22 protein-coding genes and 1 tRNA gene (1 of these 23 cut by a window edge) are annotated in these 24,913 nt (G+C 65.9%); 11 read left to right on the forward strand and 12 right to left on the reverse strand.

From position 1 onward, the window contains the following. The 4 genes from EI73_RS02505 to fdhF all read right to left on the reverse strand — a co-directional run. Positions 1-1,117, reverse strand: partial view of an OFA family MFS transporter gene (locus EI73_RS02505; RefSeq protein ID WP_034383880.1) — the 5' portion only. The gene continues 284 nt to the left of window position 1, outside the view; only the first 1,117 of its 1,401 coding nucleotides appear in the window; its start codon is at positions 1,115-1,117; the stop codon falls past the left edge of the window. A 34-nt stretch (positions 1,118-1,151) separates the two neighbouring features. Then, a complete protein-coding gene (gene fdhD / locus EI73_RS02510; protein WP_231557266.1) occupies positions 1,152-1,919 on the reverse strand; it encodes a formate dehydrogenase accessory sulfurtransferase FdhD in 768 nt (255 codons plus the stop codon). Positions 1,920-1,996: 77 nt separating this feature from the next. Beyond that, the gene (locus EI73_RS02515) at positions 1,997-2,488 is read right to left on the reverse strand and encodes a DUF1641 domain-containing protein (protein WP_034383882.1); all 492 of its coding nucleotides are present in this window, start codon (positions 2,486-2,488) and stop codon (positions 1,997-1,999) included. Next, the gene (gene fdhF, locus EI73_RS02520; RefSeq protein WP_034383883.1) at positions 2,488-5,487 is read right to left on the reverse strand and encodes a formate dehydrogenase subunit alpha; all 3,000 of its coding nucleotides are present in this window, start codon (positions 5,485-5,487) and stop codon (positions 2,488-2,490) included. The genes EI73_RS02515 and fdhF overlap by 1 nt, the downstream gene beginning before the upstream one ends. A gap of 156 nt (positions 5,488-5,643) precedes the next feature. Between fdhF and EI73_RS02525 the strand changes: the two genes are divergently transcribed. After that, a complete protein-coding gene (locus tag EI73_RS02525; RefSeq protein WP_197050735.1) occupies positions 5,644-6,006 on the forward strand; it encodes a hypothetical protein in 363 nt (120 codons plus the stop codon). Between the two features lie 90 nt (positions 6,007-6,096). Here EI73_RS02525 and EI73_RS02530 read toward each other — a convergent pair whose 3' ends face one another. After that, on the reverse strand, positions 6,097-6,849 hold the full coding sequence (locus tag EI73_RS02530; RefSeq protein ID WP_231557267.1) for a hypothetical protein: 753 nt from the start codon (positions 6,847-6,849) through the stop codon (positions 6,097-6,099). Between EI73_RS02530 and EI73_RS02535 the strand changes: the two genes are divergently transcribed. Beyond that, entirely contained in the window at positions 6,820-7,605 is a 786-nt protein-coding gene (locus tag EI73_RS02535; protein ID WP_231557268.1) for a substrate-binding domain-containing protein, read from the forward strand. The two genes, EI73_RS02530 and EI73_RS02535, sit on opposite strands and share 30 nt — an antisense overlap. Before the next feature lie 71 nt (positions 7,606-7,676). Here EI73_RS02535 and EI73_RS02540 read toward each other — a convergent pair. Beyond that, positions 7,677-7,751: transfer RNA gene (locus EI73_RS02540), tRNA-Val, on the reverse strand. A gap of 65 nt (positions 7,752-7,816) precedes the next feature. After that, the gene (locus tag EI73_RS02545) at positions 7,817-8,212 is read right to left on the reverse strand and encodes an Hsp20/alpha crystallin family protein (protein ID WP_034383886.1); all 396 of its coding nucleotides are present in this window, start codon (positions 8,210-8,212) and stop codon (positions 7,817-7,819) included. 102 nt (positions 8,213-8,314) lie between these two features. On the opposite strand from EI73_RS02545, the gene miaA reads away from it, so the two are divergent. Both miaA and glgC read left to right on the forward strand, forming a co-directional pair. Continuing rightward, entirely contained in the window at positions 8,315-9,226 is a 912-nt protein-coding gene (gene miaA / locus EI73_RS02550) for a tRNA (adenosine(37)-N6)-dimethylallyltransferase MiaA (protein ID WP_034383889.1), read from the forward strand. A gap of 186 nt (positions 9,227-9,412) precedes the next feature. Next, positions 9,413-10,654 carry a glucose-1-phosphate adenylyltransferase gene (gene glgC, locus EI73_RS02555; protein ID WP_034383890.1) on the forward strand — a complete coding sequence of 414 codons (1,242 nt, stop codon included), beginning with the start codon at positions 9,413-9,415 and terminating at the stop codon, positions 10,652-10,654. 85 nt (positions 10,655-10,739) lie between these two features. On the opposite strand, the gene EI73_RS02560 is transcribed toward glgC, so the two are convergent. Further along, positions 10,740-12,386 carry a methylmalonyl-CoA mutase family protein gene (locus EI73_RS02560; protein WP_034383892.1) on the reverse strand — a complete coding sequence of 549 codons (1,647 nt, stop codon included), beginning with the start codon at positions 12,384-12,386 and terminating at the stop codon, positions 10,740-10,742. Between the two features lie 142 nt (positions 12,387-12,528). On the opposite strand from EI73_RS02560, the gene EI73_RS02565 reads away from it, so the two are divergent. The 5 genes from EI73_RS02565 to EI73_RS02585 all read left to right on the forward strand — a co-directional run bounded on the left by EI73_RS02565 (position 12,529) and on the right by EI73_RS02585 (position 16,954). Then, a complete protein-coding gene (locus tag EI73_RS02565) occupies positions 12,529-13,125 on the forward strand; it encodes a type 1 glutamine amidotransferase domain-containing protein (protein WP_034383895.1) in 597 nt (198 codons plus the stop codon). Between the two features lie 163 nt (positions 13,126-13,288). Beyond that, positions 13,289-15,070 carry a translational GTPase TypA gene (gene typA / locus EI73_RS02570; protein ID WP_034383898.1) on the forward strand — a complete coding sequence of 594 codons (1,782 nt, stop codon included), beginning with the start codon at positions 13,289-13,291 and terminating at the stop codon, positions 15,068-15,070. 70 nt (positions 15,071-15,140) lie between these two features. Continuing rightward, positions 15,141-16,037 (forward strand): hypothetical protein, encoded by an 897-nt coding sequence (locus EI73_RS02575; RefSeq protein ID WP_034383900.1) that lies wholly within the window; start codon positions 15,141-15,143, stop codon positions 16,035-16,037. A gap of 93 nt (positions 16,038-16,130) precedes the next feature. After that, positions 16,131-16,649: a hypothetical protein gene (locus EI73_RS02580; RefSeq protein ID WP_034383910.1), complete on the forward strand. Its 519-nt coding sequence runs from the start codon at positions 16,131-16,133 to the stop codon at positions 16,647-16,649. 110 nt (positions 16,650-16,759) lie between these two features. Continuing rightward, positions 16,760-16,954, forward strand: coding sequence for a DUF1540 domain-containing protein (locus tag EI73_RS02585; RefSeq protein WP_034383915.1), 195 nt, complete (start codon positions 16,760-16,762; stop codon positions 16,952-16,954). Between the two features lie 65 nt (positions 16,955-17,019). On the opposite strand, the gene EI73_RS02590 is transcribed toward EI73_RS02585, so the two are convergent. Beyond that, a complete protein-coding gene (locus EI73_RS02590) occupies positions 17,020-17,907 on the reverse strand; it encodes a cation diffusion facilitator family transporter (protein WP_034383918.1) in 888 nt (295 codons plus the stop codon). Positions 17,908-18,015: 108 nt separating this feature from the next. Here EI73_RS02590 and EI73_RS02595 point away from each other — a divergent pair, with 108 nt between their 5' ends. Beyond that, a complete protein-coding gene (locus tag EI73_RS02595; protein ID WP_034383922.1) occupies positions 18,016-20,250 on the forward strand; it encodes an ATP-dependent helicase in 2,235 nt (744 codons plus the stop codon). 135 nt (positions 20,251-20,385) lie between these two features. Here the strand turns inward: EI73_RS02595 and EI73_RS02600 are convergent, their stop codons facing one another. After that, a complete protein-coding gene (locus tag EI73_RS02600) occupies positions 20,386-21,789 on the reverse strand; it encodes a hypothetical protein (RefSeq protein WP_034387570.1) in 1,404 nt (467 codons plus the stop codon). 40 nt (positions 21,790-21,829) lie between these two features. On the opposite strand from EI73_RS02600, the gene EI73_RS02605 reads away from it, so the two are divergent. After that, a complete protein-coding gene (locus tag EI73_RS02605) occupies positions 21,830-22,543 on the forward strand; it encodes a metallophosphoesterase (protein ID WP_034387572.1) in 714 nt (237 codons plus the stop codon). Between the two features lies 1 nt (position 22,544). Here EI73_RS02605 and EI73_RS02610 read toward each other — a convergent pair whose 3' ends face one another. Then, positions 22,545-23,678 carry a VWA-like domain-containing protein gene (locus tag EI73_RS02610; RefSeq protein ID WP_034383924.1) on the reverse strand — a complete coding sequence of 378 codons (1,134 nt, stop codon included), beginning with the start codon at positions 23,676-23,678 and terminating at the stop codon, positions 22,545-22,547. Continuing rightward, entirely contained in the window at positions 23,675-24,697 is a 1,023-nt protein-coding gene (locus EI73_RS02615) for an ATP-binding protein (protein WP_034387575.1), read from the reverse strand. The genes EI73_RS02610 and EI73_RS02615 overlap by 4 nt, the downstream gene beginning before the upstream one ends. Between the last annotated feature and the right edge of the window lie 216 nt (positions 24,698-24,913).

Raw genomic sequence — 24,913 nt, forward strand, 5'->3', positions numbered from 1 at the left:
TGAGCGTGCCGAACAGGTCCCGCAGGTAGGCGGGGATGGTGGCGAAGCCGCCGCCGTACATGGTGAGGATGACCGCACAGCAGGCCACAAACAGCGCGACGCTGCGCAGCTCCTGGGTGAGGGGAATCAGGAAGTACAGCACCGCTCCCAGCGAGAAGAAGACGGCGTAGGTGGGCTTGCGCCCTATTCGGTCGGACAGGGACGACCAGAAGAAGCGCCCTCCCATGTTAAAGAGGCTCAGCAGACCCACGAAGCCTGCGGCAGCGGCGGCCGTCACTCCGGCGGCTCCGACCACCTCGGCCGAAAACATCTCCTGAATCATCACAGAGGCCTGACCCAGGATGCCGATCCCCGCCGTCACATTGAGGAACAGCACGGCGAACAGCAGCCAGAACTGCGGGGTCCGCATAGCGTTTTCAACGGTGACATTCGCCGTGGTGACCATGCTGTTACCGGCCTTGGTCGGGGGCACGTACCCCGCGGGTTTCCAGCCCTCCCGCGGCACCCGGACCGTGAAGACCCCGAACATCATGAACGCGAAGTAGATCACGGCCAGGGTCAGGAACGTCGCGGTGATGCCGTTGGTGGGGACGCCCCCGCCGAAGCGGTTCATCAGGGCCACAGAGAGGGGCGAGGCGATCATAGCGCCGCCCCCGAAGCCCATGATGGCCATGCCGGTGGCTACGCCGGGACGGTCGGGAAACCACTTGATCAGGGTAGAGACGGGCGAGATGTAGCCGATGCCCAAGCCAATCCCCCCTAGAAGGCCGTTTCCCAGGTAGATCAGCCACAGCTGCTTGGTCGCAGCGCCCAGTGCCGCGACCAGAAACCCGCCCGCGAAGAAGCACGCGGCAGTAAACATCGACTGACGTGGGCCGACCCGCTCCACCCATTTGCCGAACAGGGCGGCAGACGCGCCCAGCATCGCCAGGGCGATCTGAAAAATCACGCCGACGGCGAGCAGGCTCCAGCCCCCGTACTCGCTGAGCGGCTTGTTGAAGACGCTGTAGGCGTAGATCTGCCCGATGGAGAGGTGAACGGCGAGGGCGGCGGGCGGCACCAGCCAGCGATTGAAGCCGGGTTCGGCGACGGAATGCTCACGGTCTAGAAACGACATGTGACCTCCTTGTCACGGCTGGGAAGAGTGCGAGTCAGGTCGGTGCGGGGACCGCAGGAAGGGCAAGCCGCTCCGGCAGGGTGTAGACGTTGAAGCGCCCGTCGCGAATGAACCCGGCGAGTGTGAGACCAAAGCTCTCTGCCACGTCCGCGGCGAGGCTGCTGGGTGCAGAAACAGCGCAGACCACTGGAATTCCCGCCAGCGCCGCCTTTTGCGCGATCTCGAAGCCGACCCGGCCACTCACAACGAGCACGTGGTCCCAAAGGGGCAGCAGGTCACGCTGTAGCGCCCAGCCTACCACCTTGTCGACGGCGTTGTGTCGCCCGACATCCTCCCGAACCACCAGGCACTCACCCACCGGGGTAAAGAGACCTGCGCCGTGTAGGGCACCGGTTGCGCTAAAGAGAGCTTGCTCCTCGCGCAATCGGCGCGGCAGGTCACAGACCAGCTCAGGCGAGAGGGGTGGGGCGGTCCAGCGGGGGGGCACGGCCCGTAGGGCGAGGCGCTCGATGCTGCCGCTGCCGCACACGCCGCAGGCGCTGCTTGTGAAGGTAGGGCGGGAAAGGACCGTGAGGGCGTCCAGACCGGAACGCAGCCGCAGCCGCAACACGTTGTCCTGCGTCACGTGCTCCGACCGCCAGGGCTCCAGGGCAAGCACGTCGGCGGCACGCTCGATCACGCCCGCGGCGTGCAGGAGGCCCAGGATGAGTTCCTCGTCGTGGCCGGGCGTCCGCATGGTGACGCTGACGGGATATTCCTCCCCACCGTGCAGCAGGCGAAGCTCAAGAGGTTCTTCGGTCACCACTTCGTCGGTGCGAGGGGTGACCTCACCTCTACGGAAGGTAAGGACGGGGCGGCCGGTGGACCGAGACATAGGGGTCAGGTGTGCGGAACGTTCGGGGGGGCCTGCTCCTCACGCAGTGCTCGGCCAAAGCCCCGCAGCACGCCGAGCAGGGCGGCCAGGGCGAGCCCTACATCCGGGTCACGGGCGAGAGAAAGGATGTCCCCCAGACCCGCCCGCTCACCCGCCTCGACCCGGCGGGCGCCCTCACGCATCCCCTGAGCGAGCGCGCCCGTAACGGCCGAGAGAGCACCCGGCTCGATGCTTCCCAGCGCCTTGATCAGTTCGAGCCCGTTGCGAATGGCCCGTACGCTGCCCGGCTCGTTGAGGATCTCCAGGGCATGGAAGCTGAGCCCCTCGCCGCCCCGCACCACGCGAACCAGGGTGTGCAGAACGCGGTGCTCATGCAGCTCGCGTAGCAGCTCCAGGGCTTCTGCGATGGCGTCGGCACTCTCGGCGGTGCTCGCCGCGACGCGCTCCTGTGGGGTGGGCAGCAGCTCACGCGGATCGAAGTCGAGCGGCTTGGCCATCAGTCATCCCCTCCCGTGAGCTGGGGCGCGTCGTGGTGGGCCATACGGGTGCGGTTGGGGTCACTGCCCGGGAAGCGGTAGTCCGCGCGCCGCCACTTGCGCTCCACCTCAACGCCCCGCTGCGGCGTGGGATGCCCGTAGCGGTGGTTGACCCGGGGCAACGGATTCTCGCCCACCTCGGGGAGAAGTTCCATCCGCACCGCCGTGTCCTTGTAGGCAGGGGTGTGCGTGCTGGGATCGGTGTGGCTGCCGGTGAGGCGATTGACCGCCTGCCGCGCGTCGGGCGTGTTCATGGGCATGTAGAGCTGCTTGCCCTGCACGCGGTTCGTGACGTGGACCTTGACCCGTACCGCCCCGTGCCGCGACACCAAGCGTACCTCCCGCCCGCTTTCCAGACCACGCTCGGCCGCGAGTTCCGGCGAGACCTCCACAAAGGTGCCCGGCACCTTCTCGGTGATTCCAGCGGACTTAAAGGTCATGTTGCCCTCGTGGAAGTGTTCCAGCATCCGCCCGTTGTTGAGATGCAGGTCGTACTCGTCGTTCGGTGTCTCCAGGGGCGGAATAAACCGGGCCGGGTACAGCCGCGCCTTGCCGTCGGGGAAGGGAAAACCCTCGGTAAAGAGAAGGGGGGTATCGCTCCCATCCGGCAGGACGGGCCATTGCAGCGATCTGAAGCCCTCCAGCCGCTCGTAGGTCACGCCCGCATACAGCGGCACGAGGCTGGCGACCTCCTCCATGATCTGAGCGGGGTGCGTGTAGTTCCAGCCCGCTCCCAACGCGTTGGCAATGAGCTGGAGAATCTCCCAGTCGGGCTTGCTGTCTCCCAAGGGTTCCAGGGCACGGTACAGGCGCTGGATGCGCCGCTCGGTATTGGTAAAGGTGCCGTCCTTTTCCAGCGAGGGGCTGGCGGGCAACACCACGTCCGCAAAGGAGGCTGTGTGCGAGAAAAACATGTCCTGCACGACAAAGAATTCCAGCTTCTCGAACGCGGCGTCCACGTAGTTGGCGTTGGAGTCCACGATGCCCATCTCTTCGCCCTTGAGGTACATCACCTTCAGGGTGCCCTCGTGGATCGCGTGGACCATCTCGTGGTTATCCAGGCCTTTGTTGGTCGGCAGCTCTACGCCCCACTTCGCGGCGAACTTGGCGCGCACGGCGGGATCTTCGACGCTTTGGTAGCCCCCCACGAAGTTGGGCATGGCCCCCATGTCCGAAGCCCCCTGTACATTGTTATGGCCGCGCAGCGGGTACGAGCCGGCGCCGGGCCGCATGTAGTTCCCGGTCACCAGCAGCAGGTTGCTGATTGCAGTGGAGGTTTCCGAGCCGCTGCACTGCTGCGTGACCCCCATCGCCCACATGATGCAGGTACCGTCCGCCTGCACAATCTCATGAGCGATCTGCTTGAGGGTGTCTTGGCGGATGCCCGTGACCTCCTCGGCGTAGGCCAGCGTATACGGCGCCAGACTCGCACGGAACTCGTCCAGGCCGTTCACCCACTTCTGCAAAAAGTCCCGGTCCTCGAGGCCCTCGTCAAGGATGTACTTCGTGACCGCCGCGATCCACACCATGTCCGTGCCGGGGTTGGGGCGGATGAAGAGGTCAGCGCGCTGCGCCATCTCGTGCTCGCGCAGGTCCGCCACGATCAGCCGCTGTCCGCGCAGCTTGTGGGCGCGCTTGACGCGGGTGGCGAGCACCGGGTGTGATTCGGCGGTGTTCGTGCCGATGCCGATCACCAGGCCTGCCTGTTCCAGATCGGTGATGCTGCCGCTGTCGCCGCCGTACCCAACGGTGCGCCACAGACCCATGGTGGCCGGGGACTGGCAGTAACGCGAGCAGTTATCCATATTGTTTGTGCCGATCACGGCCCGCGCGAGTTTTTGCATCAGCCACGCTTCCTCGTTCGTGCACTTCGAGGAGGCGATAAAGGCCAGGGCGTCCGGACCGTACTTCGCCCGCGCCTCGGTGAACCGGCGGGCGATCAACGAGATGGCCTCCTCCCAACTGGCCTCGCGGAAGCGCTCGCCTTCGCGGATCAGCGGCGTGGTGAGGCGCTTGTCACTGTTGATGTGGTCCCAGGCAAACTTGCCCTTGACGCAGGTCGAGACGCCGTTTGCCGGGCCGTGTGTCGGCTCGATCTTCAGGATGTGGCGTTCTTTGGTCCACACCTCAAAGGAGCAGCCCACGCCGCAGTAGGTGCAGACCGTCTTGGTGCGCTTGATGCTTCCTTCGCGCATCGCCGCCTCGGTGTCCGAGAGCTGGAGAATCGGCCCGTACCCGATGCTGGGTTCGGCGGCCTTGACCAGGTCTACCGCGGACTGAAATACCGGCAGGGGCAGGTTGGTCATCAGGCCCGCCTCGCCCAGCATGGATTTTTCCATCAATGCGTTGCAGGGGCAGACCGAGACGCAGTGACCGCAGCTCACGCAGCTGCTTTCGCCCGCAGGTCGCCCGCCGTCCCACAGCACGCGGGGGTGCGGGTCTTCCCAGTTGATCGTCAGGGTCTCGTTTACCTGAAGGTTCTGGCAGGCTTCCACGCAGCGTCCGCAGAGAATGCACTGGTCCGGGTCGTAGCGGTAGAAGGGGTTGGATTCGTCCTTGGGGTACGGCTTGGGGTGATAGGGCGTGACCTGGTGATCCACCTTCAGCAGGGCGGTGGTGTTGTGGACCACGCAGTTCCCGTTGTTGTTGTCGCAGACGGTGCAGTACAGCAGGTGATTTCCCAGCAGGCGGTCAAACGCAGCCGCTCGCCCCTCCCGCGCTCCGCTGGTCTCGGTCAGCACACTCATGCCCGCTGCGGCTGGTGTCCCGCAGGCCCGCACGAGGTGGCCATCCACCTCCACGAGGCAGGTGTCACAGGTCTGGATGGGGCCGAGCTGCGGGTGATAGCACACCTGCGGCAACTCCAGCCCGGAGCGGCCCAGAACCTCGATGAGCGGTTCGCCCAGCCGCGCGCGTTGTGTGACGCCGTTCACGCGCACTTCGATGTCTGTCGGTGTCAAAACTGCCTCCTGGAGGTGTACTTTTTGGACCCCCCAACTCTAACCAGCCAGGAGCTGGCCGTCCTGCCACAGACATACATCGTTCCTTTAGTGTGCCGAAGCTAGGCAGCAAAACCGCAGTACGATCGACTGGTTTCAGCGTGATAGCGGGGCGGTGTGACCAAAGACAGGGAGTACGGGGAGGAGCAGGTGGACCAGGATCAAGAACGGCGAGAACCGGAGCACGACACTGACCCCGGAGAAGCCCTCAAACGGCCTGAACCCCCGGACCGTGACGCCGTAGAGCAGCACCGGGATGAGGGAGACGGCCCCTTTGGGGCGAATATGCAGCACATGCGGGGCGGCACCCGTTCCCCTCAGGACAACCCGGACCTGCCCCACGCCGCCAGCCCCTACAGCACCGGGACGGACGCCACTTCGGGAACGAGCGTCACTCCGCAGGACACCCGCAGCACCTTCGCGGGGCGGGGGACCAGCGGTGCGGATGAGTCGGAGGCGCCGGGGGACGAGCGGCCTTGAGGTTGGCCGGAGGCTGATTCGTTCCCCAGCCTTCTAACATGAGGCGAAGGAAACCGCATTTTCATAGCTATGGAAGGGCAAACGGGGCGATCAGGCGAAAGGATCTGTCTCTTCCAGTGCTGAGGCCACTCCTTCCGGCCCGGAACGGCACCTCAGCGCTTCTCGCCCACCGGCGGGGAGGGGCGCACTGCTGTAGCTGTGCGGTGCTAGGCCGCCTGTAGGCACGTCGAGCAGGTTGAATGTGCCACGGGTGAAATGGGTGACGGCCGGGCCGAAGCTGCGTGTGAGGGTCCGGGGACGGTCTGGACGGCTCAGCTCCAGGCTGCGGCGCAGCAGCTCCAGCGCCGGGGCGTCCAGCAGCTGGAGGGGATCGCTGCTTGCCCGCAGCCCGCCGATCACGTCAAGCAGACCCAGCAGGGCGCCGCGTTCATCGTTGTTCAGCAGGCTAAGTTCGCGCCGAGCGATCATCACGTCGGGGTCGGGCTGATACCAGGTGTGCTGGTACCAGCGGCTCAGCGCGGTGTGCAGCGCATTTCGTGCGCTGGGACCGGTGCCGTCACCCAACCAGATCCGGCGTGACTCCTCGTCCCAGAAGGGCGCGACATCCGGGCCGGTACGCATGGCATCCACCAGACCAATGCTGCTCGCGAGCGGAGCTCCACAGCCCAGCAAAAAGGTTCGCGGGTCGAGCACGCCATACACGAGCTGCGGTTTCGCCCCAACCGCGTCGCACAGACCCTCTATCACCGCCGCTCCAACACCATCGGCTGCATCCTGCCGGACATCACCAACCCGTACTTCGCGCAGCTTTTCTTGCAACTCGAAGTGCACGCCTTCGAGCATGGCTATTCCGTGGTGCTGGGCAACACCACCAGCAACCCGGAACTGGAACGTACCTACCTGCACAGCCTGCTTGAGCGGCAGGTTGACGGCCTGCTTTTCCTGGGAGGCCTCACCAACCATCCGCGCCCTGAGCCGGAGAGCCTGCGGATCGTGCAGGAGGTGGCCGAGCGCGTTCCCGTCGTCGCAGTCAACGGCGATCTGCCGAACGTGGACCTTCTGTCCAGTGTGAGTTCCGATGAGGAAGGCGGCATGCGCCAGGTGTTGCGGCACCTGCGGGAGCGCGGGCATACGCGGATCGCGTTTTTGGGGGGGCAGGAGGATGTCACCAGCAGCCTTGCCAAACTGCGGGTGTACCGCGAGTTCTGTCCGGCGGCACCCGACACCTGGGTGCACTTCACGGGGCTGACGATTCAGGCGGGCGTGAACGCCTTAGGCCACCTCCTGCGGGCTCCAGAGCGGCCCACGGCTCTGGTGTGCATCAACGATCTGGTGGCGGCGGGCGTCCTGCAGGCGGCCCGCGCCGCTGGAATGGCGGTGCCTGAAACGTTCTCGGTGGTGGGCTTCGACGACGTGTTCCCCGCCCAGATCGTGTCTCCGCCGCTCACCAGCGTGAGCCACAACTACAGCCGGTTGGCTCGGGAAGCAATCCAGGTTCTCCTTGCCGGAATCGCGGGCCAGCGAGCGGCGCGGACCCTCGTCGTGCCCACCATCCTTGTCCAGCGGCAATCGGTTGGGCCTCCTTCCCCGACAGGGTGAGCAAGACGTCAAGACAGATTTATGATCACAAAAACAAAGCCCACCCGTAGGGGTGGGGTTTTGCAACCTGATGGTGGGCGGTGAGGGATTTGAACCCCCGACCCTTCGCTTGTAAGGCGAACGCTCTACCGCTGAGCTAACCGCCCGTTGCGGCTGCTGTCAGCAACCTGCTTATGGTAGTGGGCGGCGCGCGACAGGTCAACCCAGGGTGTCATGCCTGATTGGGCTCGCTGGCGTTGACATCGATGGTGGGATGACGTTTCTCGAAGCGGACGCTCAGCACGCCGGCGCTTAGGTTCGCCTGGCCGCTTTGCGGGAGAACGGGTTCGGGAAAGGTGAGCGTGCGGGTAAAGATGCCACTGGGCCGCTCCGCGCTGAGGGTGCGCTCGGGGGATTCGCGGCGGCCCGCGACCGTCACGCTGTGCCCCTCCGTGTGCAGTTCGAGCGTTTCCGGATCGACACCCGGCACGTCGAGAAGGAGCCGCAGGTGGGTACCCTCATCCACCCAGTCGGCAGGCGGCGTCCATGGTCCGCCCAGGCCAAGCGTCTCGACCTCCTCGCGGAGGTTCATCAGGTGCTGGAGACGGGCGAGAACGGGTTCGTTCATGCCTGTACGCTACCATTCGTCTCCAGCGCGGTGGTTCAGTTCGGAACACAGAACAACCAACGGTTTCTCATCCTGGCCCGGAAAACCTCTAGAATCGCGCCCGTGCCTGCCGTTCCTCTCCTGACGGCCCCGACCGCGGCGGGGAAAAGTGCCCTTGCGCTCGCGGTGGGGCGGCAGTTCGGCGTGGAGGTGATCGCGGCGGACGCCTTTACCGTCTACCGCGGTCTGGATATCGGCACGGCCAAGCCTACCCCTGCCGAGCGCGCCGAAGTCCCGCATCACCTCCTCGACGTGGCTGAGGTGACAGAGGACTACGATGTGGCCCGCTACACCCGCGAGGCAGAACGGGCAATTGCCGCTGTGCTCGCTCGTGGCCGGCTGCCGTTGGTGGTGGGCGGCACCGGCTTTTACCTCTCGGCCCTGGTGCGCGGGTTGCCGCTCACGCCTCCCGCTGATCCGCTGGTGCGGGCCGAGGTGGAAGCTGAACTCAAGGCGCGCGGCCTGGACGCTCTGCTTGCGGAGGTGGCGGCGGTCAATCCCACGGAGGCGGCTCGGCTGGAGCGTAACCCGCGCCGGGTGGTCCGGGCGCTGGAGGTGTACCGGCGAACGGGCCGCTTTCCGGGGGAGTTCGGGTACAGCCCGCCCGCCTTCCGCTACCGCCTGTTTGCCTTCACGCGCCCCTGGCCAGAGCTGGAGGCGCGCGTTGCCGCCCGCACCCGGGCGATGCTGGCCCAGGGTTGGCCTGCGGAGGCTGCCTGGCTCGCCCGGCAGGTGCCCCCTGATCGGGAACCGCGCCCCACCGTTTGGCAGGCTCTGGGCTACCATGAGGCGCTCGCCCTTCATGCGGGGCTGCTTGACCCGCAGGAGGCGGCCCAGCGGATCACGCTCGCCACGCGGCAGTATGCCAAACGGCAACTGACCTGGATCCGGACCCAACTGGGCAGCGTTCCTGCTTCACCCGCAGAGACCGCGGCGGCGTTGACGGCCTTTTTGCAGGAGGCGAGCAGCACCTGAGCGAACATCCCCATGCATTCTTTACGTTTTGCCTGCTTTTCCGCAGGCCGCTCCTGCTGTGGCCGTCAACCCGCTACACTGAACGCCGAGCAGCACCGTTTCTGCGCCTCCAGGGGGATATTCAGCCCATAGGACCCCGGCAGGTCCGGTCATCCCGCCTCCTGGCGGCGTTTAGGGGGGAAGCACATGAAGCCACGCGTTCTCGGCATGATTTTGGCGGGCGGTCAGGGTTCCCGTCTTGCGCCCCTGACCCTCAAGCGCTCCAAGCCCGCCGTGCCCTTTGGCAGCAAGTACCGCATCATCGACTTCGCGATCAACAACTTCATCAACTCCGGCGTGTTTTCGATCTATGTCCTGACCCAGTACAAGGCGCAGAGCCTGACCGAGCATATTCAGCGCGGCTGGCGCTTTGGGACTTTTTTGCAGGATTACTTCATCACCCTGGTGCCTGCCCAGATGTACCGCTATGAGGAACTCGGCGCCGTGTGGTACCGCGGGACCGCCGATGCCGTCTATCAGAATATGCATCTGATCGACAACTTTAACGCCGATTATGTGGCGATCTTCAGCGGTGACCACATCTACAAGATGAATGTTGAGCACATGCTTCAGGCCCATATGGATGCCCGCGCTGACGTCACCATCGCGGCCTATCCGATGGCCCGGAGCCGGGCGCACCAGTTTGGCGTCATGCAGGTGGACGACCGCTGGCGCGTGACGGAATTTCTGGAAAAGCCCCAGGACCCACCGGGCCTGCCGAATGACCCGAACACCAGCCTCACCAGCATGGGCAACTACATCTTCTCGCGCCGGGCGCTCGAAGAGCTCCTGCATACCAGCATCAGCGGTGACGAGCAGGGCTTTGACTTCGGCCATAACGTGCTGCCACGCGCCTTGGCCGACGGCTACCACGTCCAGGCCTATGATTTTCACCGCAACCCCATTCCCGGTCAGAGCGGGCCTAACCTCTACTGGCGCGACGTGGGCACACTGGACGCCTACTTTGAGGCCAGCCTGGACCTGGTGAGTGTCAATCCGGAGTTTGACATCTATAACCCCGAGTGGCCGCTGCGGACAAGCAGCGAATTCAGCCCGCCCGCCAAATTTGTTCACGAGGCCGAAGGCCGCAAGGGTCAAGCCTTTAACTCCATCCTGGCCGGGGGCGTGATCGTCAGCGGCGGAACGGTACGTGACTCCATCCTCAGCCGCAACGTCCGTACCCACTCCTATTCCCTGGTCGAAAGCTGCGTGCTGTTCGATAACGTCGAGGTGGGTCGCCACTCCCACCTACGCCGCGTGATCGTGGACAAGGACGTGACCATTCCCCCCGGAACCCGAATCGGCCTCAACCACGACGAGGACCGCGGGCGCGGCTTTACCGTCACGGAAAACGGGGTGGTGGTGGTGCCCAAGAGCTATACGTTCTGAGCGCGGCCAGCAGACAGATACCGGCGAAACGAAGGAAGAGGGGCTATTCCGGTTGGAATGCCCCCCTTCTTGTCTTTGCGGGCGACTACACCAGCACCGGCTCCACGTACTCCCCGTACACCTTCTTCAGGGTGTCCATCTGTTCGCCCAGGGTGGCGTAGGCATGAGCACACTCCAGGAAGGCAGGCATGGTGTTGGCACCCGTCACGGCGGCGTCGCGCAGGGCATTCAGGGCCGCCTCGACCCGCTGGGGATCACGCTCACGGCGCACCTGGGCCAAACGAGCTGCCTGGACGCGCTCGACTTCCGGGTCGATGAGCTGGATGGGCACCTCTACCGTGTCCTGCACGAACTCATTCACCCCGACGATGATGCGTTCTTTCCGCTCGACCTCCTGCTGATAGCGGTAGGCGGCCTCGGCCATCTCGAGCTGGAAAAAGCCGTTCTCGATGCCCGCCTCCACGCCACCCATCGCGCGAATCTGCTCGATGTAGCCCATGGCGGCGGCCTCGATGTCGTTCGTGAGCTTCTCGACGTAGTAGCTGCCCGCGAGGGGATCGATTACTCCGGCCACGCCGGTCTCGTAGGCGATGATCTGCTGGGTGCGCAGGGCGATGGTGGCGGCCTCCTCGGTAGGAAGGGCCAGCGCCTCGTCAAAGGCGTCGGTGTGTAGGCTCTGGGTGCCGCCCAGCACGGCGGCAAGGGCCTGAATCGCCACGCGGGCGATGTTGTTGAGCGGCTGCTGCGCGGGCAGAGACACCCCGGCGGTCTGTGAATGCGTGCGCAGCATCCACGACCTCGGATTTTTGGCCCCGTAGCGGTCCCGCATCTGCCGCGCCCAGATCCGGCGGGCGGCCCGCAGCTTGGCGATCTCCTCAAAAAAGTCGTTGTGGATGTCCCAGAAAAAGGAGATGCGCGGCGCGAATTCGTCGATGTCCAGGCCACGTTCCAGCGCCTTTTCGACGTAGTGAAAGCCGTCCGCGAGCGTAAAGGCGAGTTCCTGCACGCCCGTTGCGCCCGCCTCACGGATGTGGTAGCCACTCACGGAGATGAAGTTCCACTTGGGCACCACGCGCGGCCCCCACTCGAAGGTGTCGATCACCAGCTTCACGCTGGGAGCGGGCGGAAAGATGAACTCCTTTTGCGCGATGAATTCCTTGAGGATGTCGTTTTGAATGGTGCCGCCGATCTTGGTCAGGTCCTTGCCCTGCTTCTGGGCATTGGCGATGTACATCGCCCAGATCGCGTTGGCAGGGCTGTTGATGGTCATGGAGGTCGTCACCTGTTCGGGATCGATGCCCCGGAAGAGAATCTCCATATCCGCCAGGCTGCTGACCGCGACGCCGCACTTGCCCACCTCGCCTTTGGAGAAGGGGTGGTCGGAGTCGTAGCCCATCAGGGTCGGGAGGTCAAAGGCGGTCGAAAGACCGGTCTGCCCGGCTTTGAGGAGAGCGTGAAAGCGTTCGTTCGTCTGCTCGGCGCTGCCGAAGCCCGCAAACATGCGCATGGTCCAGAGCTTGCCGCGGTACACCGAGGGCTGCACCCCGCGCGTGTACGGAAACTCGCCGGGATAGCCCAGGTCACGCTCTGCGTCCCAGTCTTTCAGGTCATCCGCCGTGTAGATCGGGTCGGGCTCCATGTCCGACAGGTTCTTGAAGTTGTACTTGCGCTCGGGAAACTTCTGGATGGCAGGCTGATAGACGCTCGCTAGCCACTCGTTTTTGCTTTTCATGCCGGACCTCCAGGGGCAGAAACAAACGCTCGTTAGGTGGAGATAGGGTAGCAGAAGTGGTGGTGCCTGGGGCGAGGTTTGTTCAAGCCTGGCTGAAGCCCATTCTCGGCGTCTTGCCATCTGGGGCGGTCAACCTAGGGACATGACGACGCAGCGCTTGCAGGGCAAAAAGATCGCCATCCTGGCGGCCGATGGTGTAGAGGAAATCGAACTGACCAGCCCCCGTCAGGCGGTTGAGGAGGCGGGGGCGACCACCGAGCTCCTCAGCCTCAAGCCGGGCGAGATTCAGGCGATGAACGGGGACGTGAAGCCTGCCGGCACCTACCGAGTCGACCGGGTGGTCGCGCAGGCACAGCCCGAAGACTATGACGGCCTGCTGCTGCCCGGCGGCACCGTCAACCCCGACAAGCTGCGGCTGGACGAGGCGGCGATGCGCTTTGTGCGTGCGATGTACGACGCGGGTAAGCCCATCGCCGCGATTTGTCACGGCCCCTGGAGTCTTTCGGAGACGGGCATCAGCCAGGGCCTGCGCATGACGAGCTGGCCCAGCCTGCGGCGCGAGCTGACCCTCTCCGGGGCCGAGTGGGTGGACGAGCCGTGTGTGACCGACAAGGGCGTCGTGACCAGCCGCAATCCGGACGATCTTCCTGCCTTTAACCGCAAGATCATCGAGGAGTTTGCCGAAGGAGACCACTCCAGCCGCCGCGCCTCCTCGGCGGGAGCTGCAGCTGGCCGCTGACGGCGCCGCACAAATCTGTTAAACTCTCCCTTTGGGTATCCCGCCCACGCCCGCAACGAGGTCCAAGCGTTGCCGTGCGGCGGGCTTTTTCGTGCCAACAACCGAGCTGATGGCTGAAAGCTAAGCGCTGAGAGCCAGCCGCTCCGAGCAAGGGAGCCAAATCATGGAATACCGCAACATCGCCATTATCGCCCACGTCGACCACGGCAAGACCACGCTGGTTGACGGCATGCTCAAGCAGACACTCGAACTCAAGCACGGCGAGGAGATCGCTGAACGTGCGATGGACTCTAACGACCTCGAACGCGAGCGCGGGATCACCATCCTCGCCAAGAACACGGCGGTCGAATACAGGGGCGTCAAGATCAACATCGTGGACACGCCTGGCCACGCCGACTTCGGTGGTGAGGTCGAGCGCGTGCTCGGGATGGTGGACGGCTGCCTCGTGCTGGTGGACGCAGCCGAAGGCCCGATGCCCCAGACCCGTTTCGTGCTGCGCAAGGCCATCGAACTCGGCCTTAAGCCCATCGTTGTGGTGAACAAGATTGACCGCCAGGACGCCCGTCCGGAAGAGGTCGTCAACCTCACGTTCGACCTGATGGCCGAGCTGGGGGCCAATGAGGATCAGCTCGACTTTCCTATCCTGTACGCCGTCGCCCGCGAAGGCAGGGCCTTTAAGGACCTGGACAACCCCCAGCCCGATATGCACGAGCTGTTTGACATGGTGCTCGAGCATATTCCTGCGCCCAAGGTCGACCTGGACGCGCCCTTTCAGATGCTCGTCACCAACCTCGACTACTCCGAGTACCTGGGCCGCATCGTGCTGGGGCGAGTGCAGCGCGGCCGGGTAAAGAAGGGCGAATTCGTGCAGCTGATCCACAAGGACGGCACGATGACCAAGACCCGCGTGATTCAGCCCTTTACCCACCTGGGTCTGCGCCGCATCGAGGTGGACGAGGTGGGTGCCGGGGATATCGTGGCCCTCGCTGGGATTGAGGACGCGCAGATCGGGGAGACGGTCGCTGACCTGGCCGATCCCGAGGCTTTGCCCGTGATCACGGTGGACGAGCCGACGGTCAGCATGATCTTTCAGCCGAACACGTCGCCCTTTGCGGGCCGCGAGGGCAAGTACGTCACCTCCCGTCACCTCGGCGATCGCCTGCGGCGCGAGGTGATGACCAACGTGTCCCTGCGGGTCGAAGAAATCCGGCCCGACGAGTTCAAGGTCTCGGGCCGCGGTGAGCTGCACCTTTCCATCCTGCTCGAAACGATGCGCCGGGAAGGCTACGAGGTGCAGGTGGGCGCGCCGCAGGTCATTACCCGCGAGATTGACGGCGTGAAGCATGAGCCGGTCGAGCACCTCGTGATTGACGTGCCGGAAGCTTTTGCCTCCGGTGTGATCGGCGTGCTGGGCGCACGCAAGGGCCAGATGGTGAACATGGAGCCCCAGGGAAGCCGCGTGCGCGTGGAATTCAAGATTCCTTCCCGCGCGCTTTTTGGCTTCCGGACCCAGTTTCTGTCCATGACCCAGGGCGAGGGCATCATGAGCCACATCTTTGACGGGTACGCGCCTTGGGCCGGTGAATTCAAGACCCGCCAGAACGGTTCTCTCGTCAGCATGGAAGACGGGGTGGCTTTCGCCTACTCCATCTTTAAGCTGCAAGATCGCGGCACCTTCTTCATCGAGCCCGGCCAAGAGGTCTACGTGGGCATGATCGTGGGCGAAAACGCCCGCGAGCAGGACATGAACGTGAATGTCTGCAAGAACAAGAAGCTCACCAACATCCGCGCGGCGGGCTCGGACGAGGCGCTCACCCTGACGCCGCCCCGGCGTCTCACCCTGGAAGACGCTCTGGAATACATCGCCGAAGACGAGTTGGTGGAACTCACCCCACAGAGCATTCGCCTGCGCAAAAAGATTCTCAACCCCAGCTTCCGCAAATAAGGCATGGGGCGTCGGGCCCGGCTCCTTCTGCTTGAGAAACTTCCGGTGAGAAGAGGGCGTAGGGTGGAGCATGTTCGAATGGATGGTGCACCCGCTCGCCGCCCTCGCGTTGGTGTTCTGGGCCTCCGTGCTCTTCGGGGGGCGGAGCCGGGAGTGGCCGGCTGTGGTATGGGCGGCGGCTGGGCTGGTGCTCGCGCGCCTGCTGGGTGCAGAGTGGGCCGTTCACCCGGCGGCGGGGATGCTCCTGGGCTTTTTCGGTGCCCGGTCCTTTCACCGCTGGCGCACACACGGTCCGGCGCTGCTGGCCGGATGGACGGCGGGCGTGTTGTTCATGGCGCTGGGGGCCGGGTGGCTGCTTTTTCCGCTCTCTGTGATGGGCGTGATCTGGCTGCTCACCGCCGTCCTCAGCGGGAGCCGCAGAGTGTCTGGTGCCCTGCAGAGGTCCCCGGCGCCGCTCGAGCAGGGGGGCAGTTTGCCGGGCTGGAACACCCGTGCAGAGAGGGTGGCAGCTGGAGCGGCGCGTAAGAAGGCCGGGGCCCGAAAGCCGCCGCCTTCGTCCGCTGCGCCGGACCTCCTGTCCTCCTTTCTGCGTGACGAACGCCTGCCGGGAGAGGCCCGCGCGCAGCTCGCCGCCCTCGACCTGCGAACCCGCGAGGCGCTGGCCACGCTGAATCACCTAGGACAGTCGGGCAGTGAGGCGGCCTATCTGGCCCGTGCCATACGCGACGAGTACACCCCGACGGCAGTTCAGGCCTACCTCAAGCTGCCGCCCACGCTGGCCAACACTGCCCCTCTGCGAGACGGCAAGACGGGGCGTGACCTGCTGCGCGAACAGCTCGACCTCCTGCTCAATGCCGTACAGGATCTCCTCGAGGTGGCGTTGCGGACGAGCGGTCAGGAACTGCTCACCCATCAGCGCTTTTTGGAAGACCGCTTTCGGGCAGTGAAGGACGAGCTGAAGGTGTAGCTCCGGCACGGGTGGCCCGCTTGCCTGGACAGGCGGGGCCGGGGTGCTGTTTTCTCAAGATTTGCTCTATATCCTAGTGCAGGACTCGGGATTATGACCAGAACGTTGCCTGCTTCCCTGCCTCAGACCCAGCTTTCGGCTGATCTTCGCACCCGCTCGCTGCTGCTGGCAGCCGAGGCGGTGCTGGCCCACCTGCACCCGCGTGCGCCCCTGCGCCTGAAGCAGGTGGCTTTGGAAGGGGGCGTGACGTTTGCTGCACAGCCACACCCGCAGGCGCTGGCGCTCAACCGCGGCCTGCTCGAAGACGTGGTGCTGGTGTCTCTTGCGGAGTCGGCGGCGGCGCGGTTGCTGGGGCTGCCCCAGCCAGAAGGCGCAGGCGAACGCGCTGCTCGCGCCCTCCTCGGCGCAGCCCTGATCCAGCCTGAAGAGGCGGAGGTGCAAGAAGCCTACCTGACGGTGCTGGAAGCGCGGGCCCGAGCTGCCCTGCGCCGACACTGGGCAGAAGTGGAGGTCGTCGCAGCGGGCCTGCGTGAACACGGCCTCCTCGATGCCCAGGCGGTCGCTCACCGCATCGCCTGCGCTCAGGGCATTCGCGGTTCTCTGATGAACTGAGCCCCAAAACAGAGCGGGAAAGTCAGATTTGTAGTCTAAGCTTCATTTTGCGGGACGGCTTACGGTTGTCGGGGGAGGGCTGGGGCACCCTACGCGCAGGAGGTCACCCCATGAATGACCATCGCAGCAACGAGACGAGCATTGTGGGCCGTTGTGACGCCACCAGTTGCCGTTACAACGAGAGTCATGAGTGCCACGCCGGGCAGATTGAAGTGGCTATGAGTGGCCAGATGGCCCAGTGCCTGACCTACACCCCCGAAGAGGGCAGGGGTGACAGCGAGCGGCCCAGCCAGGGCACCCACTGAGGCCAACCGGGTGAGGGGGCGGCCGGGATGACTCCTGGCCGCCCTTTGGGCTCTCGGCGCAGGGCCTAGAGCACGAGCACGCCATGGTGCTTGGCTTTGTCCTGCGGTTCCACGTGAATGGTCACGGCCGCACCCGCGATCTCGGCGCGGATAGCGTCCTCTAGGCGGTCACAGATGGCGTGTGCCTCCTGTACCGTCATCTGGCCCGGCACGACCAGGTGAAACTCAATAAAGGTCATGCGGCCCGCGTGCCGGGTGCGCAGGTCGTGCATCTCGAGCGCTCCTTCGGCATGTTCGCTCATCGCTTGCCGCAGGCGGGCTTCGGTGGCCGGATCGACTCCGGCGTCCATCAGCCCCCCCACACTCTCGCGCATCAGGGCCCACCCGCTCCAAAGGATATTCAGGGCCACCAGGAGGGCCAGCGCCGGATCCAGCCAGTGCAGGCCGCTGAGGTGCGCGAGCAGGACGCCCATCAGCACGCCCACACTGGTCACCACGTCCGCCAGAACATGGCGGCCGTCGGCGAGCAGGGCCGGTGACCGGGCGGCCCGTCCCGCCCGCAGCAGCACGCCGGCCCACAGCGCGTTGAGCACGCTGGCACCGAGATTGACAAGCAGGCCGGCGGGGGCCGCGTCCACCGGGCGAGGGTGTTGCAGGGCGGGAACGGCCTCCCGCGCGATACTCAAGGCCGCCAGCACAATGAGGACACCCTCGGCGACGGCGCTGAAGTATTCAGCCTTGCTGTGGCCATAGGGATGGTTGGCGTCGGCGGGCCGGGCAGCCACCCGCAGGGCGATCAGCGCGGCAAGGGCCGCCGCCACGTTGATGATGCTTTCTAGGGCGTCCGAGTACAGGGCGACGCTGCCGGTCAACAGGTAGGCGAGAAACTTCAGGGCCAGCACGACGGCGGCCACCCCCACGCTGCCCAGGGCGATGCTCGTCGTGCGCTCCATGCAGGGGAGGGTAACAGGGTTAGGCACGGCAAAAGGCGGCACCGCGAGGGGAACAGCTCCCCTTTGTTGTTACGTCGCAGACAGAACCGGCCCTGCTAGAATTCCCCGGTGACTCTCGCGCCGGACCTGCCTGAATCTTCCCTCTTGTCCCAGCTCAACCCCAATCAGGCGCAGGCTGCCAACCACTACACCGGCCCCGCCCTGGTGATTGCCGGGGCGGGCAGCGGCAAGACGCGCACGCTGATCTACCGCATCGCGCACCTGATCGGGCATTACGGCGTAGACCCCAGCGAGATCTTGGCCGTGACCTTTACCAACAAGGCGGCAGCCGAGATGCGCGAACGCGCCCAGCACCTCGTCAAGGGCGCAGACCGCCTGTGGATAAGCACCTTTCACAGCGCGGGCGTCCGGATTCTGCGGGCCTACGGCGAGTACATCGGCCTCAAGCGCGGCTTCGTGATCTACGACGACGACGATCAGCTTGACGTCCTCAAGGAGATCATGGGGAGCATTCCCGGCATCGGTCCGGACAGCAACCCCCGCGTTCTGCGCGCCATTCTTGACCGCGCCAAGAGCAACCTGCACACACCGGCTGACCTCGCCCGCTCTCCTGAGCCCTGGATCAGTGGTCTGCCGCGTGAGGCGGCCGCCGAAGCCTACCGCCGCTACGAGGCGCGCAAGAAGGGGCAGAACGCGATTGATTTCGGCGACCTGATTACGGAAACCGTCCGGCTTTTTCAAGAAGTTCCCGCTGTCCTCGAGCGCGTGCAAGACCGTGCCCGTTTTATCCATGTGGACGAGTACCAGGATACGAATAGGGCGCAGTATGAATTGACACGGCTCCTGGCCTCAAGGGATAGAAATCTGCTTGTGGTGGGCGACCCCGACCAGTCGATCTACCGCTTTCGAGGTGCCGATATTCAAAATATCCTCGATTTCCAAAAAGATTATCCCGATGCCAAGGTCTACATGCTGGAGCACAACTACCGCTCCAGCGCCCGCGTTCTCGCCCTTGCCAACAAGCTGATCGAGAACAATGCCGAACGCTTGGAAAAGACTCTGCGTGCCGTGAAGGAAGATGGACACCCGGTCCTCTTTCACCGTGCGAGCGATCACCGAGCCGAGGGCGATTTTGTGGCCGAGTGGGTGACCCGCTTGCACGGCGAAGGTCGGCCATTTTCGGACATCGCGGTGTTGTACCGCACCAACGCCCAGTCCCGCGTCCTGGAGGAGTCGCTGCGCCGGGTGCAGATTCCAGCGAAAATCGTGGGGGGCGTGAGTTTCTATGACCGCCGCGAGATCAAGGACATCCTGGCCTACGCCCGCCTCGCCATCAACCCGGAGGATGATGTGGCGCTGCGGCGCATCATCGGACGGCCCAAGCGCGGCATCGGGGACGCGGCGCTGGAACGGCTGATGGAGTGGGCGCGGGTGAACGGCACGTCCATCCTGACCGCCTGTGCCCAAGCCCAAAACCTCCACATCCTGGAGCGGGGCGCGCAGAAGGCCGTGGAGTTTGCAGGACTGATGCACGCGATGAGCGAGGCCGCCGATAACTATGAACCGGCGCCGTTCCTGCGCTACGTGATCGAGACAAGTGGGTACCTTGACCTCCTGCGGCAAGAAGGGCAAGAGGGTCAGGTGCGGATGGAGAACCTTGACGAACTGGTGAACGCCGCTGAGGAGTGGTCACAAGAACACGAGGGGACCATAGCCGATTTTCTCGATGACGCGGCGCTTCTTTCCAGCGTCGACGATCTGCGCGCAGGACGGGAAAACAAGGACGTGCCCGAAGATGCCGTCACCCTGATGACCCTGCACAATGCCAAGGGGCTGGAATTCCCGGTGGTGTTTATCGTGGGGGTCGAAGAGGGCCTCCTTCCCAGCAGGAATGCCCTGATCGAGCCGGGCGGCATCGAGGAGGAGCGGCGCCTGTTCTATGTGGGCATTACCCGCGCGATGGAACGCCTCTTTCTGACCGCCGCGCAAAACCGCCTGCAGTACGGCAAGACGGTCGCGACCGAGGACAGCCGCTTTCTGGAGGAGATCGGGGGCGGCTTCGACACGGTGGACGCCTACGGCCAGGTGATCGATCAGCGCGCGAGGAGCTGGAAGGAGTACCGCCCCACGGCCCCCGCGCGCCCCAGCGCCGTGAAAAACACCAGCCCCATGACCGAGAGCCTGGCCTACCGCGGCGGCGAGAAGGTCCGGCATCCCAAGTTCGGGGAAGGTCAGGTGCTCGCCGTGGCGGGGGTGGGGGACCGGCAGGAGGTGACGGTGCATTTCCCGTCGGCGGGCACCAAGAAGCTGCTGGTGAAGTTCGCCAATCTGGCGAAGGCCTGAGCGCGCGAGCTGAGGCGGCAGGGCAGAAGCTTCGGTACGGCTGGGGGGCAAGCAGGGCGAACGCTTCCCAGCGGCACCCCAACCACGAGGAGGGCTCCGGCCGTCTGTTCTGCTCGTCCGCGCGGGCATCCCGCTTTAGGCGGAGCCGCCTCCCACCTCCGCCCGCACGCTCTCATCCGGGTCCCGGCTCAACAGCTCGCGCAGTTCGGCGGGCAGGTCTTCGCGTCCGGCCACGGCCAGCCGCACGCCCTCGTCGGGGTCGGCGGCCAGGGCGGGCAGCAGAGCTGGGGGGAGGTCGCGGTGACGGGCCGCGGCGCGGCGTACCCCGGCGTTGGGGTCGGCAGCCAGCGTGGTGAGCACATGCTCGCCGGGGTGTTCGGCGTAGGCGACGGCGCGGCGCACCTCCGCTTCCCGGTCACCGGCAAGCCGAGCGAGTCGCTCCGAGCCGAGGTCGGGCCGCACGGCGAGGATGGTGCGGATGGCGGTGTCAGGATCTTCGAGCAGCACGTTCAGCACGGCGGGCGTGAGGCCCTCGGCGCTGGCAACATGCAGGCGGATGTCCTGCTCGGGCGCGCGGGCGAGGAACACGGTGGCCTCCTCGGGGAGGTCATTGCGCTCGAGCAGAGCGCGGCGGACCATCTCGGCCTCGTCGGCAGCGAGACGAATCAGCAGGTCGGGGGGGAGATCGGGGCGGCGGGCAAGGGCCGCACGAACCTCGGCTTCGGCGTCATGTTCGGCGCGGTTGAGCCAGGGGCCGGGCACGTTCCAGGCTTGCAGGGCTGCGGCGCGCACGCTGGGGTGCTCGTGTTCGGCCAGCCACGCGCGAACGCTGCGCGGGAGGTCAACTCGCCGCGCCAGGGTCGTGAGGACATCGGTGTCCTCGTCGGTGGCGAGGTTAAGCAGGCAGTCCAGCGGCAGGTCAAGCCGCCGGGCCACACTGGCTCGCACGGTGCCGTGTGCGTCCCCCACAAGCGTTCGCAGCACGTCGCCGGGGAGGTCGGGCCGGGCAGCGACGGCCTTGCGCACGTCGTAGTCCTCGTCGGCGGCGAGTTGACGCAGCAGGGCTTCGGGGAGGTCGGGCCGTCCCGCGACCGCCTCGCGCACCTGCCAACTGGGGTCCCCCGCGAGGGTCTCGACCGACTGGGCCCCCAGCTCCGAGCGCGCTGCCAGGGCCGCCCGGACACTGAAATCCTCGTGTCGTGCAGCTCCATCGAGCACCCAGCCCGGAGTGTTCGGCAGGGCGAGCAGCGCGGTCACGCCCTCGGCGGGAAAGACGTTGAGCAGGTGGGGTCGGGCAAGGCGCATGAGCGGCAGGCCGGGGTTGTCCAGCACCTCGCGGGGAAAGGTGGCCGCCAGGCTCGCCAGCACCTCCACCGGCGTGTTGGGGTGCCGCGCCACTTGTGCTCGTACCCGGCTGTCGGGGTGGGTGCTGAGGCCCGCCAATGTTTCGGCCGTCGCCCGTCCCTCGCTCGCTATCGCTAGCGCCTGCTCCGCCTCCAGCAGCGTGAGGGTGCGCGTGTCCAGCTTAGGGAAGGTCATGGGGTCAATATCGCAGAAGGCGGGTGGCAAGATGGTGCCCATGAGAGTGGCTCTCCTGAGTGACGTGCACGGGAACCGCTTCGCGTTGGAAGCGGTGTTGGCGGACATCCGGCGTGCTGCGCCCGACCTGATCTGCAACCTGGGTGATAGCGTCTGGGGAGGAGCGGACCCGGCCGGAGCCTGGGCCATGCAGCAGGAGGCGGCTCCGCCCACGGTGCGCGGCAACACAGAAGAATTTCTGCTGGCGGACCCGGCCGAACTGCACGCGCCAACCCGCGACTACCGCGCCTTTGTGGAACGCGAGCTCGGCGGCGTGCCCCCGGAACTGGCCGCGCTTCCCCTGACCGCCACCGTGGCGGAGGGCGAGGTGCTGCTCGCGCATGGCAGCCCGACCAGTGCCTGGGACGCCCTCTTTCTGACGGCGGAAGGAGACCGGACGCGCCCCGCCCTGCCGGAAGAACTGTTGGAGCGGGTGGCCCAGTGGCCCGCCCGGGTGGTGGTCGTGGGGCATACCCACCGGGAAAACCTCGTTTCGCAAGACCGCGTCACCTTTGTCAATGCCGGTTCGGTATCGCGCCAGATGCACGGGGACCCGGCCGCCCGCTGGGTGCTGCTGGAGCGTCACGCGGGAGCGTGGAATGTCAGCTTTCGCCGCACGCCCTACGACGCGGAGGCCGCCGCCCGCTGGGCCGAGACACACGCGCCGAACGGGGCGAGCGAGGCGCGGCAGTTGCGGACCGGACGAATGGGCTAGGTCACTCCTCCAGCCGCAGCACGTCCCCAAAAGGAAAGCCCTCGTCCTCCAGGCCGCCGGGAGGCACCACCCACATCGTCGGCATCCGGGGGGCCTCTTCCGGAAAGTCACCGTAGCCGTCGGTCAGGTAGATCAGCACGTCGGGCTCGTGTTGCTCGGCGAGCTGAAAGATGGGCCGGAAGTCGGTGCCGCCGCCGCCGATGGGTGCGGGAATCGTGTCGCCGGGGCGAAGTTCGAAGGGGCCATAGGCGGCCGTGTCCGCGTAGTACAGCACCGCTTTGACGTGTGGGTAAGCGCCCAGCACACCCTGGACCTCGCCCACGAGCGCGCGCACGGCCTGGTCATCCACGCTGCCGGAAGTGTCTACGGCGACCAAAGCCGTGAGGCTCTCGTCATCGAGCGCCTCCAGGTAGAGGCCGCGGCCCACAAAGCGGCGGTCAAAGCCCCCGAAGTCCACGGGGGTGCGGGCCAGAAAGCGCCACAGTTGTGCGCGCCAGTCCAGCCGAGCAGGGGAGAGGCGGGCCAGTTCGCGGTGGGCACCAAGGGGATCATTCCCCTCGCCGCCGCTCATCGCCTCGACGCTGCGGGCCTGGGCAAGGGCCTGCTGCCACTGCCGCGCGGCCTGCTGCCCGTTGCGGCCTCCCTTTGGCGGTGCGTCGCCAGGCGGCCCGTCCAGCAGATCCTGGGCGGCCTCGTCGCCTTCCTCTCCCGCCTCTCCCTCCAGTGCGGTGTAGACCTCCTCCACGCTGAGCTTTTCTAGGTGCTCGTCGCGTGGGCTGCCCGGCGGCGTAGGAAGGCCAGCCGCGGCCACCAGACCGTTCACGATGAGGTCAGCGGCCCGGTTCCAGCGCTTTTTCTCGCGCGGACCGCGCCGCTCGACGTGCGAAAGGGCCGCGTGCAGGACTTCGTGCAGCAGCAGGCCGTCGAGCACATCCGGGGGCAGGCTGGCCGCCACCTCGGGGTTGACGTAGACCCGCTCGCCGTCTGTTCCTGCCCCCGCCACCTCGCGCGAGGGCACGAACTCCGCGTGCAGCAGCAGCGTAGCGAAAAAGGCGGATCTGCCGCGCAGCCGCAGCCGCGTGCCGGAGATCAGGCGCTGGAAGTCGGGGGTGACGGGGAGCGGCGGCACGTTCATCCCTCGGCGAGCGCCAGCGTTCCCTGAAGCAGTTCCGCCAGGCGCTCGTCACGCGCGAGCAGCTCGGCGAGTTCACCCAACTGGCCAAGCGCCTGGAATTTGCTCACCAGGGTGGCGAGGTACAGTTGCAGCCACTCCGGTCCGGCGGCCTCGGCGAGCCACTGAAAGGCGGCGTAGGCTTCATCCGCATCGGCGGCACGGGCGGCGAGGCCCACCACCGCGGCGTAACGCACGCTTGGTTCTGCGGGAAGGCGCAGTCCTCCACCCTGACCGCGCAGCACTGCTCGGAGGTCGGGAAGCTGCTCGTACAGGCGCACAAAGGCGCCGAACTCGGCCCCGGCGGCCTCCCCCACGGCCGGAGCGACCTCCAGGCGAGCGCGGTGGAGCTGCGAGGCCATTTCCCACGCGCGGGGGCTGGGCCAGGCGGGCCCGGTGGGATCAAGGCGGTGCAGCAGCTCGGGGCGGAAGGTCAAAAAGGCGATGATGTGTTCGTGCAGGCCCCGGCCCAGCGCATACGCTCGCCAGGCGTCGAAGTCGGGCCGCACGGTGAGGTGCAGAAAGCGGTTGGCGAGCGGCGCAGGCATGTCGAACACGCTGGCACGGTCTTCCTTGCGGTTTCCTGCCGCCCACACGAACCAGCCCTCGGGGAGCACGTAGCTGCCCACCCGCCGGTCCAGGATAAGCTGCTGCGCCATGCCCTGCATGGTGGGCGGGGCCATATTCACCTCGTCCAGAAAGAGAATGCCCTGGCCGCGGCGGGGAAGAAATTCCGGTGGGTACCACCGGCTCACGCCGCCCCCCTGGCCGTCGGGTTCCGGCACCGGGAGGCCGCGCAGGTCCGTGGGCGCGAGCTGCGAAAGGCGCACGTCCACGAAGTCGAGGCCGTGCTTGCGGGCCACCTGCGCCACCACGCTGCTTTTGCCCACTCCGGGCGGCCCCCAGATCATGGTGGAGAGCTTGAGATTTTCGGTGACCAGGGCTTCGAGGTAGCGTTGCAGTTCGGCGGGGGTGAGGCTCACCCCCAGAGGGTAGCGTGCCAAGAAGCCTCAGCGCCGGAGGAAAGGCTTCTGCGGGCAACAACCGAGCAAGGGGCATACGCTCAGGCTGAGCGCGGCGCCCTCTCCCCGTTTCTCTCCGCGTACACTGGGTCAACTCCGAGTGAACCGCATCCCGCTATACTTTGGCCGAGTTCAAATTTCTGGGTTTGCTGTTTTGCCCTCTGCCCAAGGAGACTG

Origin of the sequence: Deinococcus sp. YIM 77859 (assembly GCF_000745175.1) — a bacterium.
Classification (GTDB): domain Bacteria; phylum Deinococcota; class Deinococci; order Deinococcales; family Deinococcaceae; genus Deinococcus.